General features: G+C 63.1%; 16 protein-coding genes. 8 read left to right on the forward strand and 8 right to left on the reverse strand.

The window, feature by feature from the left end:
• Positions 1-100: 100 nt before the first annotated feature.
• The 3 genes from fabD to fabG are packed head-to-tail and all read left to right on the forward strand — an operon-like array spanning position 101 to position 2247.
• Positions 101-1036, forward strand: a complete 936-nt coding sequence (fabD, locus tag ACNHGR_RS19775) for an ACP S-malonyltransferase (RefSeq protein ID WP_475288207.1) — start codon at positions 101-103, stop codon at positions 1034-1036.
• A 36-nt stretch (positions 1037-1072) separates the two neighbouring features.
• Positions 1073-1501 carry a GxxExxY protein gene (locus ACNHGR_RS19780; protein WP_475288209.1) on the forward strand — a complete coding sequence of 143 codons (429 nt, stop codon included), beginning with the start codon at positions 1073-1075 and terminating at the stop codon, positions 1499-1501.
• A 5-nt stretch (positions 1502-1506) separates the two neighbouring features.
• Positions 1507-2247: a 3-oxoacyl-[acyl-carrier-protein] reductase gene (gene fabG / locus ACNHGR_RS19785; RefSeq protein ID WP_475288210.1), complete on the forward strand. Its 741-nt coding sequence runs from the start codon at positions 1507-1509 to the stop codon at positions 2245-2247.
• Here the strand turns inward: fabG and ACNHGR_RS19790 are convergent.
• Complete coding sequence (locus ACNHGR_RS19790; RefSeq protein WP_475288211.1) at positions 2201-3442, reverse strand: glycosyltransferase family 87 protein; 1242 nt, start codon at positions 3440-3442, stop codon at positions 2201-2203. The two genes, fabG and ACNHGR_RS19790, sit on opposite strands and share 47 nt — an antisense overlap.
• 208 nt (positions 3443-3650) lie before the next feature.
• Between ACNHGR_RS19790 and ACNHGR_RS19795 the strand changes: the two genes are divergently transcribed.
• The 3 genes from ACNHGR_RS19795 to mltG all read left to right on the forward strand — a co-directional run bounded on the left by ACNHGR_RS19795 (position 3651) and on the right by mltG (position 6377).
• Positions 3651-3884, forward strand: coding sequence for an acyl carrier protein (locus tag ACNHGR_RS19795; RefSeq protein WP_007689016.1), 234 nt, complete (start codon positions 3651-3653; stop codon positions 3882-3884).
• Positions 3885-4063: 179 nt separating this feature from the next.
• The gene (gene fabF / locus ACNHGR_RS19800) at positions 4064-5323 is read left to right on the forward strand and encodes a beta-ketoacyl-ACP synthase II (protein WP_475288212.1); all 1260 of its coding nucleotides are present in this window, start codon (positions 4064-4066) and stop codon (positions 5321-5323) included.
• 82 nt (positions 5324-5405) lie between these two features.
• Positions 5406-6377, forward strand: coding sequence for an endolytic transglycosylase MltG (gene mltG, locus ACNHGR_RS19805; protein ID WP_475288491.1), 972 nt, complete (start codon positions 5406-5408; stop codon positions 6375-6377).
• Between the two features lie 88 nt (positions 6378-6465).
• On the opposite strand, the gene ACNHGR_RS19810 is transcribed toward mltG, so the two are convergent.
• Entirely contained in the window at positions 6466-6888 is a 423-nt protein-coding gene (locus ACNHGR_RS19810; protein ID WP_475288213.1) for a sugar transporter, read from the reverse strand.
• Between the two features lie 90 nt (positions 6889-6978).
• Here ACNHGR_RS19810 and ACNHGR_RS19815 point away from each other — a divergent pair, with 90 nt between their 5' ends.
• Positions 6979-7482, forward strand: a complete 504-nt coding sequence (locus ACNHGR_RS19815; RefSeq protein WP_475288214.1) for a 2'-5' RNA ligase family protein — start codon at positions 6979-6981, stop codon at positions 7480-7482.
• 92 nt (positions 7483-7574) lie between these two features.
• On the opposite strand, the gene ACNHGR_RS19820 is transcribed toward ACNHGR_RS19815, so the two are convergent.
• On the reverse strand, positions 7575-8801 hold the full coding sequence (locus ACNHGR_RS19820) for an NAD(P)/FAD-dependent oxidoreductase (RefSeq protein ID WP_475288215.1): 1227 nt from the start codon (positions 8799-8801) through the stop codon (positions 7575-7577).
• 290 nt (positions 8802-9091) lie between these two features.
• Between ACNHGR_RS19820 and ACNHGR_RS19825 the strand changes: the two genes are divergently transcribed.
• A complete protein-coding gene (locus ACNHGR_RS19825; RefSeq protein WP_475288217.1) occupies positions 9092-9316 on the forward strand; it encodes a YozE family protein in 225 nt (74 codons plus the stop codon).
• A gap of 656 nt (positions 9317-9972) precedes the next feature.
• Here ACNHGR_RS19825 and ACNHGR_RS19830 read toward each other — a convergent pair.
• Genes ACNHGR_RS19830 through ACNHGR_RS19850 form a run of 5 tightly spaced genes read right to left on the reverse strand, consistent with a single transcriptional unit; the run spans position 9973 to position 12720 of the window.
• Positions 9973-10212, reverse strand: a complete 240-nt coding sequence (locus ACNHGR_RS19830; RefSeq protein ID WP_475288218.1) for a hypothetical protein — start codon at positions 10210-10212, stop codon at positions 9973-9975.
• Complete coding sequence (locus tag ACNHGR_RS19835; RefSeq protein WP_475288219.1) at positions 10212-10925, reverse strand: hypothetical protein; 714 nt, start codon at positions 10923-10925, stop codon at positions 10212-10214. The genes ACNHGR_RS19830 and ACNHGR_RS19835 overlap by 1 nt, the downstream gene beginning before the upstream one ends.
• Positions 10926-10955: 30 nt before the next feature.
• Entirely contained in the window at positions 10956-11306 is a 351-nt protein-coding gene (locus ACNHGR_RS19840) for a hypothetical protein (protein ID WP_475288220.1), read from the reverse strand.
• 29 nt (positions 11307-11335) lie between these two features.
• Entirely contained in the window at positions 11336-11884 is a 549-nt protein-coding gene (locus tag ACNHGR_RS19845) for a hypothetical protein (RefSeq protein WP_475288222.1), read from the reverse strand.
• 11 nt (positions 11885-11895) lie between these two features.
• Positions 11896-12720, reverse strand: coding sequence for a hypothetical protein (locus tag ACNHGR_RS19850; RefSeq protein WP_475288224.1), 825 nt, complete (start codon positions 12718-12720; stop codon positions 11896-11898).
• Positions 12721-12728: the final 8 nt, after the last annotated feature.

Raw genomic sequence — 12728 nt, forward strand, 5'->3', positions numbered from 1 at the left:
TGTCGCAGGTTAATGTACGGCTCAACGACATTTATGTCTCAAAGTGTAACGATTTTGAATTTCAGCGCTTTTTCCGGAGCGCGCGAGCTTGGAGTAGATCATGCGGGCATTTCTTTTTCCGGGGCAGGGCAGCCAGTCGGTTGGCATGGGCAAGGCTTTGGCGGACGCCAGCCCGGCGGCGAAGGAATTGTTTCAGGAGGTCGATGACGCCCTGTCGCAGCATTTGTTCCGCATCATGGTGGAAGGGCCGGACAGCGACCTGACCCTGACCGAGAATGCTCAGCCGGCAATCATGGCCAATGCCATCGCGACGCTGCGCGTGATGCAGGCGGAAGGCGGCTTCAGCCTCGCCGACAAGGGCGATTATGTCGCTGGCCATTCGCTCGGCGAATATAGCGCGCTGTGCGCGGTCGAGGCGTTCGACATCGGCACCACCTCGCGTCTGCTGAAGCTGCGCGGACAGGCGATGCAGGCCGCCGTGCCGGTGGGCGAGGGCGCAATGGCCGCGTTGCTCGGCGCTGACATCGAGAAGGCGCAGGCATTGGCCGATGCTGCTGCCGAAGGCGAAGTCTGCACCGTTGCCAATGACAATGACCCGTCGCAGGTGGTGATCTCCGGCCATCGCGGCGCGATCGAGCGCGCGGTTGCCTTGGTGAAGGACCATGGCATCAAGCGCGGCGTGCTGCTGCCGGTGTCGGCGCCCTTCCACTGCCCGCTGATGCAGCCCGCCGCCGAGGCGATGCAGGAGGCGCTGGCCAAGGCCGCTATCAGCGCACCGCTGCTGCCGGTCTACGCCAATGTCCTCGCCGCGCCGATCGCCGACCCGGAAGAGATCAAGGCGCGCCTGGTCGAGCAGGTGACGGGACGGGTGCGCTGGCGCGAATCCGTCGCGGCGATGTGGGACGCGGGCGTGACCGAATTCGTGGAAGTCGGCGGCAAGGTGCTCGGCCCCATGGTCAAGCGCATCGCGCCGGATGCGACCGTGCGAAGCATCGTGACGATGGACGATATCGAGGCGGCACTGGCGGGTTTTTGATTTTTCGCGCAGAGGCGCAGAGGACGCGGAGGGGTTGTGAAGCCGATCGACGACATCACAAGGGATGTGATCGGTGTAGCGATGAGCATCCATCGGGACTTGGGTCCGGGACTGCTCGAAAGCGTTTACGAAGCCATATTGGCGGCCAAGCTGCTGCGTATGGGTTATAAGGTCGACCGGCAAAAGCCGGTCGATATTCGATTTGAAGATGTGCAGGTCGAAGGCGCCTTTCGCATCGACATATTGGTGGACGACCGGCTGGTGTTAGAGAACAAATCTCTTGACCAACTGCATAAGGTTCACGCCAAACAGCTTCTCACTTATCTTCGGCTTATGCAGCAACTGGTGGGTCTGATCCTGAATTTTGGTGGTGAAACGATGAAAGAGGGCATCCGCCGTCTCGTCAATAACCACATCGACTCTGCGCTCTCTGCGCCTCTGCGCGAACAAAATATAACGGAGTAATGAATATGTTCGACCTTACAGGCATGACCGCGCTGGTGACTGGCGCTTCGGGTGGCATCGGTTCGTCCATTGCCAAGGCGCTGGCGGCGCGCGGCGCGACGCTGGCGCTGTCGGGTAGCAATGAGGAGAAGCTCAAGGCCTTTGCGGCCGAACTGGGCGGCGATCACAAGACGATCGTGTGCAACCTCAGCGATCCGGCGTCGGTTGACGCGCTGGTGCCGCAGGCGGTGGAGGCGCTGGGTGGCAAGATCGACATCCTCGTCAACAATGCCGGCATCACCCGCGACAATCTGATCCTGCGCATGAAGGATGAGGAATGGTCGCAGGTCATTTCCGTCAATCTGGAGGCCGCCTTCCGCCTCGTCCGCGCCGCCGCTAAGCCGATGATGAAGGCGCGCTTTGGCCGCATCATCTCGATCACTTCGGTCGTGGGCGTCACCGGCAACCCCGGTCAGGCCAATTATTGCGCGTCCAAGGCGGGCATCATCGGCATGTCCAAGTCGCTGGGTCAGGAACTGGCGAGCCGTGGCATCACCGTCAACTGCGTCGCGCCGGGCTTCATCCGCTCGGCCATGACCGACGCGCTGAACGATGCGCAGAAGGGCGCGATCCTGACCAAGATCCCGGCCGGCGACCTCGGCAGCGGCGACGATATCGGCGCGGCGGTCGTCTATCTGGCGAGCAAGGAAGCGGGCTATGTCACCGGCCAGACGCTGCATGTGAATGGCGGCATGGCGATGATCTGAACCCGGCGAGCGCGCGGTCCAGCAGCACCGCGCGCCGCACTGCCAGTGCCAGCACGGCGATGGCGGCGATCAGGTTGATGGGCACATGGGTCAGTTCCGACAGCGACCGGCCGAACAGCGGCGCGAGCCAGGCATAGGCCAGCCAGGTCGGCTCCCACGCCAGCGTGCCGCGCCGCTTCATGTCCGCGGCGAGGAAGGCGATGGCGACGCCCAGCAGCACGAAATCATAGTCCAGCACATAGGGGGTGCAAAGCAGCGCGGCGCTTAGCGCGGCCGCCCCGCGCACTTCCATCGATCCGCGTTGCGCGGCCAGCGCGGCCGCTGCGATCGCCATGGCGGTGACGATGCCCTGAACGGCATAGGCGAGCGGAATGGCGCCGCCCCATTGGCGGATGGCGGAGAAAGGACTCTGGATTTTTTCCCAGCCGGTCGCGCCTGCCTCTATGATGATATGCTGGGTCAGCGGCAGGGAATCCCGGAATGCCTGCCACACCGGCCAGCCCCAGATGGCGAGCGTCAGCAGGCACAGCGCCGTGACGGTCAGGCCCGCCGCGATGAAGGCTCTCCAATTTCCCCGCGCCAAAATCAGGATCGGGATCAGCACGGCAAATTGCGGCTTGTAGACCAGTGCGCCGAGCAGCATCCCGGCGATCCATGGCCTGCGGTCGAGCAGGAACATGCCTGCGCCCAGCAGGCTGGCGGTCAGGAAGGCATTCTGGCCATGGCCCAGGCACACCAGCACCACCGGCGCGCCCAGCGCGACCAGAATCGCGTCGCGATCGCCCGGCAGGATGCGCCGGATCAAGCATAGCGCCAGCAGCAGCGTCATCCCCTGCCAGATCAGCAGCGCCGCGACATAGGGGAATTGCGCCAGCAAGGTTGCGATGATGAGGAAGGGGGGTGGATAGTGCCAGCCATAGAAGGGGATGGCGGGATCGTGATGGACCTGTTTTTGCACTTCATGCTGGGTCGGCCAGTCCCATGCGGCGGGCGCGCGGCCATGATCGGCCATCCAGCCCGCCGTCCAGACGTTCGAAAAGTCGGTGCCGAGCGGCCGGCCAAGCGAATCCACCGTGCCATGGGCAGTCGCGAACAGGTATGAAAGGCCGATGACGGTCGCCGCCAGCACCAAAATCGCGGTCAGCCGAACGCGCGCGCGGGTGACGAAAGAATCGGGGGAGAGAAGGGCCGCCATGGCTCTGTCCCTCGCACGAAGCCGCTGAAATTTTGGTAAATAGGGCGTAACCATCCCCCCAAAAGGCGGTTTTTATTGCCGCATGATTGCGATAGCGAATGAAGGGGCTTGGCGGCCTTCCCTCTTGCCTCTATCGGGGCTTGGCACTAGGGCAATGCCTTAACGGTTATTCAGAACCACCAACGATACCCAGTAAGAAGGACCACTCATGAGTGAGACCGCGGATCGCGTAAAGAAAATCGTCGTCGAGCATCTGGGCGTCGAAGCCGAGAAGGTGACCGAGGACGCCAGCTTCATCGACGATCTGGGCGCGGACAGCCTGGACATCGTCGAACTGGTGATGGCGTTCGAAGAAGAATTCGGCGTCGAAATCCCCGATGACGCTGCTGAGAAGATCGCCACCGTCAAGGATGCGATCGATTATATCGACAGCAAGCAGTAAGGCGTCTTTCGGCCTGATCCCATATGGGAAAGGCCGGAATTGCGCATAAGAGACGGCTCCTCCTGTCCGGCCAGCGCCGAGCGTGGGGAGCCTTTTCGTATCTGGCGCGCGGCTTGAAAGCGCGCTTTAAATGGCTAGATGGGCGGCACAAAGCCCATGAGAGATTTCGGAGCTAGGATATGCGTCGTGTCGTCGTAACCGGCCTTGGCATGGTGAGCCCTCTGGGCGGGAATGTCGAAACCAGCTGGAAGAACATCATTGCGTCCAAATCGGGCGCGGCGACGATCCAGCGCTTCGACGCCAGCGAATATAAATGCCGCATCGCCTGCGAAGTGAAGCCGGCCGATCATGAATATGGCTATGACGCCAGCCTCGACGTGGATCACAAGATCCAGCGTCAGGTCGATCCCTTCATCGTCTATGGCATTTCCGCCGCCAGCGAAGCGCTGCGCGACGCGGGCCTGGACAACATGTCGGAAGAAGAACGGCTGCGCGCCGGCTGCTCGATCGGTTCGGGCATCGGCGGCCTTCCGGGCATCGAAAGCGAATCGCTGGTGCTGGCCAACAAGGGGCCGGGCCGCGTCAGCCCGCACTTCGTCCATGGTCGTCTCATCAACCTGATCTCGGGGCAAGTGTCGATCAAATACGGCCTGATGGGTCCGAACCACGCAGTCGTCACTGCCTGCTCGACCGGCGCCCACTCGATCGGCGACGCCGCGCGGATGATCGCGATGGACGATGCCGACGTGATGCTGGCGGGCGGCGCGGAAAGCGCGATCTGCCCGATCGGCATCGCCGGCTTCGCCCAGGCGCGTGCGCTCTCGACCGGTTTCAACGACACGCCGGAAAAGGCGAGCCGCCCCTATGACGTCAACCGTGACGGCTTCGTCATGGGTGAAGGCGCGGGCGTGGTCGTGCTCGAAGAATATGAGCATGCCAGGAAGCGCGGTGCCAAGATCTACGCCGAAGTCATCGGCTATGGCCTGTCGGGCGACGCCTATCATGTCACCGCCCCCCATCCGGAAGGCAATGGCGGCTTCCGCTCGATGCAGATGGCGCTCAAGAAGTCGGGCCTGTCCCTTGAGGATATCGACTATGTGAACGCGCATGGCACTTCGACCCCGCTGGGCGACGAGCTGGAACTGGGTGCGGTCAAGCGCCTGTTCGGCGATAACCTCAGCACCATGTCGATGTCTTCCACCAAGTCGGCCATCGGCCATCTGCTCGGCGGCGCGGGCGCGGTGGAGAGCATTTTCTGCATCCTCGCCATGCGCGACCAGATCGTCCCGCCGACGCTGAACCTCGATGAACCGAGCGAAAGCTGCAAGGGCGTGGACCTGGTCCCGCATGTGGCGAAGGAGCGCAAGGTGCGCGCGGTGCTGAACAACTCGTTCGGCTTCGGCGGTACCAACGCCTCGCTCATCATGAAGGCAATCTGATCCTGTGTCGCGCGCGTCGTCCTGCGGCGCTCGCGGTCACGCTATGGGCTGAACGGGCATGGCAAGACGATCCGGCAATCCGATGCGGCGGCTTGGCTGCATCGTCCTTCTGATCGGCCTCTGCGTCGCGGCCTTCATCGGCTTTCGCTTCGTCTATGGCTGGAGCGAGAAGGGGCCGGCGACGCAGGATGTCAGCGTCGTCGTGCCGGAAGGATCGACCCTGTCCGATGCGGCCGTGCTGCTGAAGCAGGCCGGTGCGGTGCGCTCCGCCGACGCTTTCCTGACGCGGGCCAAGGTGTTCGGCGCGGGCAAGTCGATCAAGGCGGGCGAGTTCACCATCCCCGCCGGCGCCAGCAACAGCGATATCCTGTCGATCCTGCAAGGCGGCAAGACGCTCACCCGCCTCATCACCATCCCCGAAGGCATGCCGTCCATCCTGGTCTATGAACGGCTGATGGCGAACGACCAGCTGACCGGGGAGATCAAGGTGCCGGAAGAAGGCAGCGTGCTGCCCGACAGCTATGCCTTCGACAAGGGCGAGCCGCGCGCGGCCGTGCTCAAGCGCATGCAGGACGCCATGGACAAGGCTCTGGCCCAGCTATGGGCCGAGCGCGCGCAGAATCTGGTGGTGAAGACGCCGCGCGAAGCGATCATCCTTGCCAGCATCGTGGAAAAGGAAACCGGCGTCCCGGCAGAGCGGCCGATGGTGGCAGGCGTCTATGCCAACCGGCTGCGCACCAACATGATGTTGCAGGCCGATCCGACGATCATCTACCCGATCACCAAGGGCAAGCCGCTCGGCCGCCGCATCCGCAAGTCGGAAATCGCGGCGGTCAACGATTACAACACCTATGCGATGGTCGGTCTGCCCAAGGGACCGATCGCCAATCCGGGGCGGCTTTCCATCCTGGCGGTGCTGAACCCCGCGCAGACCAAGGCGCTCTATTTCGTCGCCGATGGCAAGGGCGGCCATATCTTCGCCGACACCTACCAGCAGCATAATGAAAATGTGCGCAAATGGTTCGAGATCCGCCGCGCGCGCGGGGAATTGTAAGCGCCACCTTCCGTCATTGCGAGCGCAGCGAAGCAATCCATTGGCGCGAACATGGATTGCTTCGCTGCGCTCGCAATGACGATTTGCCTTACCGCAAGACGCCTTTCGCCCGCTGCGCCATGGCATAGCGCCATTGCACGATCGCGATGACGAAGATCAGGATCGGGAAGGCGGTTGCCACCACCACGCCCTTGATCGCAATGATGGGCGTGGCAGTAAAGACATAGCCGAACTGCACCACCACCGCGATCAGCGAGAGGAGGAAGAGCGGCACCGCCGCCCGCTTGCGGAGCAGCAGGAACAGCGCGCCGCCAAAGCCGGCCAGCACGGCGATGCCATAGTCCAGCCATAGCCAGGCAGGCATGGCCGCAAATATCTTCGCGCCGCCGGGGTCCGTTTTGGCCAGTGCGTTCAGATCCATCAGATATTGCATGACGAAGGACGCGATACCCATCAGGTTCCAGAGCAGGAACGCGATGGCGATGAGGATGAAGGAACGTGGTGCCGACATGATGATCCCCTTCCGCTACGACGGTGCGATGGTACGCAGCCGTAATGATGACATCCTACGCCTTGCCACGGGGTTGGGAAAGCCCGTCTGATGGGTGCGCCAATCATCGTCACGGCCTTGCTGGGCGCGGCGGACTTCGCCTGGGCGGATGGCCTGCGCCGTGCGCATTTTCCGCCGGATCGCAATGTGCTGCCGGCGCATCTGACGCTGTTCCACCATCTGCCGCCTTCCGCGCTGGAGGAGGTCGCTGCGCGGCTGAAACGGCTGTGCGCCGGTCCGCCGCCGATGGCGCGCCTGACGGAGGTGATGCTGCTGGGGCGGGGCGTGGCCTTCCGCGTCGACAGTCCGGTGCTGATGGCGATGCGGGACGATCTGGCCGATGCCTTTGCCGGCCTGCTGACGCCGCAGGATCAGGCGCGCCCGCGCCTGCACATCACCGTCCAGAACAAGGTTGCGCCGGACGAAGCGAAAGCGCTGGCGGCATCACTGCGCGAGGATTTTCGTCCGCGCCCGCTCATGATCGCGGGGCTGGCCGCCTGGCACTATCGCGGCGGGCCATGGGACTTGGCGATGAAGGCGATGTTCAGGGGGTAATGCAACAGCGTTTGTTTCGAGCGCAGTCGAGAAACGGATAGCGCAGCGCTTCACGTTTCTCGACACGCTCGAAACGAACGGAACTTGTGGTCTTAAGCCAGCCCGACTTCCTTGAGCGGCACACTCGCATCGCCCAGCTGCGTGACGTCCAGCGCTGCGCCGGCAATCACATGCGCGCGGCCCTGTACATAGTCCTTGACCATGTTGACGCAGTCGAGCGCAATCACCTTGCCGCCCTTCAGATACACGATCGAAAAGCTGCGGCTGGCCGGATCGCCGCGTGTGATGGTCTGGTCGAAACCGGTCGACAGGCCGACGGTCTGCAGCTTCAGATCATATTGGTTGGACCAGAACCAGGGCACCGCGTCATAGGCCTCTTCCTTGCCCATGATATGCGCCACCGCAACCTTCGCCTGATCATTGGCGTTCTGCACCGATTCCAGCCGCATCTGCGCGCCGCCGGCAAAGCGGTTGGCATGCGCCGCGCAATCGCCCACGGCATAGATGTCGGGCAGGCTGGTGCGGCAATATTCGTCCACGTCCACGCCATTGCCCCCGGCCGCGCCGGCCGCGATCAGTGCGCCGGTTTCGGGGATGATGCCGATACCCACGATCACCATGTCGGTTTCGATCCGCTCGCCATCCTGCATCAGCACGGCGGTCGCCTTGCCGTCGGTCACCTCGATACAGTCCATCCGCGCGCCGGTGCGCAGGTCGACGCCATGGGCGCGATGCTCCGCCTCGTAGAAGCGCGACAGATCCTCGCCCGCGACGCGCGCCAGCACCCGGTCCAGCGCTTCCAGCAGCACCACCTTCTTGCCGAACTTGGACAGCACCGCCGCCGCCTCCAGCCCGATATAGCCGCCGCCGATGATGGTCACATGGTTGATCGTATCGATCTTCGCCATCATCGCGTCGACATCGTCGCGGCGGCGCACGGCATGGACGTTGACCGCGTCGGCGCCGTTGCAGGTCAGCATGCGCGGGGAACCGCCGGTGCACCAGATCAGCTTGCCATAGCCGATCTCTTCCCCGCCCACGGTCACGAATTTGCCTTCGGGATCGACGCTGCGGACGCGCTTGCCCAGCAGCATGTCGATCTTGCGCTCTTCCCAGAAGCTGGCCGGGCGGATCAGGATGCGGTCGAAGCTCTTGTCGCCGGCAAAATATTCCTTTGACAGCGGCGGGCGCTCATAGGGCGGATAGGCCTCATCACCGATCATCGCGACCGTGCCTTCGAAACCTGCCTGACGCAGTGCGATCCCCGCCTGCGCGCCTGCATGCCCCGCACCCACGATCAGAACGTCATAATAACTCATGCCGCCGCTATCCTCTTATGCCCGTTTGCGACGCTGCTTGGCGCGCTTTGCCGGGGGAGGCAAGGAGGATGTGTCATGATGATGCAAGAAAGTTGGTAGCGGAGGAGCCTATCAATCTATCCAATTTTAGCGTTGATATTGCTACATAAAATGTATGGCTTGGACCATTATACCATGGCAAATACCATGAATTATTTTTTCACCCCTGCGCTTTGCCCTGATCAGGGAATCGCTCGGACTACTCAGATACCATAGGAACGTGAAATCTATTCCGCGAATCGGGTGGTGCGATGCAGACGAATGAACAGGGCGAACCCTTCGGCGGCTGGCTGCTGAAGCAGACCGGCCGGGACGACTGGATAGGCACGCTGGCTAAGCAGGCGAAGAGCGATCCCCGGTTTCGCGCGGCGACGACGCCAGACGAGTTGCGCAAGCGGCTTCAGGAAGCCGGGGCAGAAGGCGACAGCTTCGAGGCGCTGGATGATGCTGAGGTGGAATGGCTCTCTCATGAGTGACATCGCCAATGCCGTTTGCGTAGATGACGATCCGCAGGCGGTCAGGGTTAGGTGTCGGGAAGAAGGTGTCGATTTCGCCTTGCTCAGCGCCGGTCTTAGGGTTGGGACAATAGTCGTCTGCCGTTCTGGGGACGATGTCGCGCGCCTGCTCGAGTTGTATGGCGAGCGGGCACATAAGCGTGTGAAGGGGCATCGGTGCTGACCGATTGGGATCTATGGTCCCTCGCTGCCAAGGTAATGCAGGCGTACGGCGATGACATCAAAATCTCTTCGACAAGCCCTTGCGCCTCGGGCATGTTTGGCCTGCCCGGGCCAGCATCTCGTTCGGGTTATTGAGCGATACCTTACAGCCCTGCCTTTCAGGCGGGGCTTTTTTTGGAACCCTGACCTCACCGGCGCGTATATGCAGCGGCTGACTTACGTCGGTTCCCGCGAATAAGGAACCTAGCCCCGCGCTGCGACACCGGCGCGGGGCTTTTTATTGCCTGCCGCCTGCCTCATTGGTATTGCTACCGAGATCCTGCCGCACACCATCATCGCAGCGCGCGACAGGCCGCCAAATAATAAGGGCGGCCCCACGCCGTCGCGCAGAGCCGCCCGCCATGCAGTCCATTGGCTGCGATGTCCTGACATATTGAGGCGAGAACGCAACTTCCTTATGGCGGCGATGGCTCCGGCGCTACGTTTGCACCGGTTGAGGCGTCGGGGCCACCTTGCGAATCGCGGGCCGTGGTTATATCGCCGCCGCGATCCTGGCGATTAGAACGACCCTCTGTGTCGTCAGGATCACCCTTAATTGCCTTCACCAGTACCCGGCCGGCAGCGACGATATAGGCGATGCCCTCGATCAGCAGGCCGACCTTGCCCGCGCCCCGCGCGATCTTGCCGAGGCCCATCAGCGCGCCGCCACGCCCGTCTTGCGGCGCAACCAGTCCATGAAGTCCGCAACCGTCTTGTCGCGCAGGATCGACGGATTAGCATCCGTCGCTGCGCCGCCTGCGATCAGGTCCGCAGGCTCGTTTCTATCGGCCGCAAGGATAGACCCGGCCGTCACCGCGCCAAGGAAATGCGCGGCGTAGAGCGAGGCGTTGTTGATCGGAACGCCGCGCGTCCTGAGATAGGTCGCATTCTTGGCTGTGAAGGTTTTCGCACGCGCTAGCTGCTCCGAAATGGTCGGTCGCAGTCCCCCGAACGCAGGGCGCAGCGTCGGGCCCCACTTGCCACCTTCGGCCTGCCACGTGCCGCGAATGAACTGGTAGAGGCCGGAAGCGCTGGAAGAGGCTGCCTGAATATATGGCCGGTCCCCGCTTTCGATCTTCGACAGCATCGGCCAATAGCTGTCCGATATCGCGTCAGCGTCCGCCTTGGCGACGACGGGCGCTTTGACCATGTCCAGTTGGGCGAGGGTATCCCGGCCGGCCCAGCCGTCGATCTTCAGCCCGTGCTTGCTCTGGAATAGCCGCACAAAAGCATCATCACTCACAGGCAGCGCCGGCAAGAGCTTGACGCCCAGGTGCGCTATCGTGAGCAAGCCGGCGACGCCGTCCACCTTCAGGCCGAACCGGGCCTGATACAGACGCACGAAAGCATCATCAGAAATGATGGTCATACTACCTCGCAATGTTGAAGTGACTGCCGCTCAGCGCGGCGTGTTGCCCATGAAGGCGTCGATCGCTGCCTTGAACCGGCCGCCGATCGCGCTCTTGGCGATGCCGATGATGCCGGCCCCCAGACTGCCTATGCCGATACCGGTGATGCCAGCGGCGAGCAGCTCAAGCGATTGGGCCTGCACCCATAGGACGGCGACTAGAAGGCAGAGCATGGTGATGGCGGCGTCCAGCGTCCATTGCGCCTTGCTCTTCGCCTGAAGGCCGATGATGACGCGGGTGATGATGACGGCGCAGATGCAGACGATCGTGGGGCCAGCGTGGAAGGGTTCGCCGAAAATCCACCAGATGACGGGCTCGCGAGACGAGATAGCAGAGGTCATTGCGGCTGCCCCCAGCGCCGCGCCCAGTCTCACCGCAGACATACGGCTGCCAGGGCGGCAACAAAACTCAGGATGATGACGATTCCGGCGCGGACGAGCACTGGCCAGCGGGACCACATGTCGACGGGCAGGGGAGCCTTTCTCAACTGATGCTCGATCCCCGGCTCCCCCAGGATCACGATCGTCATCCACATCAGGCCGCAGCCGACGGCAATCGGGTCAATCCAGCGCTTCGCCATGCTGACCCGCGCCGATGTCACAACGTCGGCCGGGTTCCAGCCCCACAGGAACATCGCCTCTGCGCCGCAACGCAAGGTGATGCCGAGGCCGGCGAGCAACGTGATCGCCCGGTAAAGCGAGACGGGATGGAGAGGGTGGTCCCATAAGCGCTGCGTCCAGATCCTGCTACCCTGCTTGCCGACCAGCATCGACCCGAGGAAGGTCGTTGCCGTCATGACGAACAGGTTGAACAGGAACAGCGATTCGCCGTTGTCGAAGCTGGGTGGGACAGGCGTGGCCGGCCCCTCCGCGATGTAGTTGGCGACGACGCTGCCCGCCGCGCTGATCCAGTTCAGCATAGCCGCCTCCCTTATTGCGGGCACAGTGCGCGCATGGCCATGGCGGCGTTCATAATGGCTTCGCATGCTCCGGGCGTATCGGGCAGGTAGCCCAGCCAGCCGACGATGAGGGCGATGTCCATGTCCGCGGAGAACTGGTCATCAGCGAAGCCGCCAAGCCGGAAGTTCGGCGACTGCGACGGGACGCCCACCGCCATCGTGAACTCATCGCTCACGGTCAGGCTGTTGCAGAACATCTGCGACTCGCGATCAGACGCCCGGTTGCAGAACATCGCCGCTGACCATTGGCCCACCGACGCGACCGAGTTGGCGCCGGGGTGGCGGTCGCCGGAGCCATGCTGCATGACGAGCTGGCTACTGGTGTTCTGGTAGAAGCCCACGATGCTGGGGGTGCTGGTGCCCTGCCCAAGAATGCCGTTGGCGCCGCTGATGTTGGTCGGCCGGAAGATCGAAAGGAAGCTATAGCCGGGAGCATTCAACAGGTCGCCATTCGCGGGCGCCACCATCTGAAGGCCCTCCTTCAGGTGGCCTGTGCCAGCGCGATTGCAGTTCCAGTAGCCCAGCTTGGAGGTCGTGGGATCAACGCGGGTGGTTGTCGCGCTGGCTGCGGGGAGGGCGTAATATTTGCGGTCGTCCAGCCCGTCCTGATCTGCGATCGGATCGCCAGCGGCGCCGAGCGGGCGGCGGCCCGGCTGCGCCCACATGTACAGGAGGTCCGCGCGCGCCGCGCAAATCGCTTCCTCCAGCGCGAACGCGGTCTGCGGGAGCGAGGGCGCACCGGGCACGGCAACGCCACCGGCCAGCACGGTTTCGATATGGGCAAGGTCAAAGGCCATGTCGGTCA

The organism is Sphingobium sp. RS1, assembly GCF_056156825.1.

Bases quoted from the DNA above. Each gene is read 5' to 3' on its own strand.
- fabD (WP_475288207.1), top strand. From the start codon at position 101: ATGCGGGCATTTCTTTTTCCGGGGCAGGGCAGCCAGTCGGTTGGCATG.
- fabG (WP_475288210.1), top strand. From the start codon at position 1,507: ATGTTCGACCTTACAGGCATGACCGCGCTGGTGACTGGCGCTTCGGGT.
- ACNHGR_RS19790 (WP_475288211.1), bottom strand. From the start codon at position 3,442: ATGGCGGCCCTTCTCTCCCCCGATTCTTTCGTCACCCGCGCGCGCGTT.
- ACNHGR_RS19795 (WP_007689016.1), top strand. From the start codon at position 3,651: ATGAGTGAGACCGCGGATCGCGTAAAGAAAATCGTCGTCGAGCATCTG.
- fabF (WP_475288212.1), top strand. From the start codon at position 4,064: ATGCGTCGTGTCGTCGTAACCGGCCTTGGCATGGTGAGCCCTCTGGGC.
- mltG (WP_475288491.1), top strand. From the start codon at position 5,406: ATGCGGCGGCTTGGCTGCATCGTCCTTCTGATCGGCCTCTGCGTCGCG.
- ACNHGR_RS19810 (WP_475288213.1), bottom strand. From the start codon at position 6,888: ATGTCGGCACCACGTTCCTTCATCCTCATCGCCATCGCGTTCCTGCTC.
- ACNHGR_RS19815 (WP_475288214.1), top strand. From the start codon at position 6,979: ATGGGTGCGCCAATCATCGTCACGGCCTTGCTGGGCGCGGCGGACTTC.
- ACNHGR_RS19820 (WP_475288215.1), bottom strand. From the start codon at position 8,801: ATGAGTTATTATGACGTTCTGATCGTGGGTGCGGGGCATGCAGGCGCG.
- ACNHGR_RS19825 (WP_475288217.1), top strand. From the start codon at position 9,092: ATGCAGACGAATGAACAGGGCGAACCCTTCGGCGGCTGGCTGCTGAAG.
- ACNHGR_RS19830 (WP_475288218.1), bottom strand. From the start codon at position 10,212: ATGGGCCTCGGCAAGATCGCGCGGGGCGCGGGCAAGGTCGGCCTGCTG.
- ACNHGR_RS19835 (WP_475288219.1), bottom strand. From the start codon at position 10,925: ATGACCATCATTTCTGATGATGCTTTCGTGCGTCTGTATCAGGCCCGG.
- ACNHGR_RS19840 (WP_475288220.1), bottom strand. From the start codon at position 11,306: ATGACCTCTGCTATCTCGTCTCGCGAGCCCGTCATCTGGTGGATTTTC.
- ACNHGR_RS19845 (WP_475288222.1), bottom strand. From the start codon at position 11,884: ATGCTGAACTGGATCAGCGCGGCGGGCAGCGTCGTCGCCAACTACATC.
- ACNHGR_RS19850 (WP_475288224.1), bottom strand. From the start codon at position 12,720: ATGGCCTTTGACCTTGCCCATATCGAAACCGTGCTGGCCGGTGGCGTT.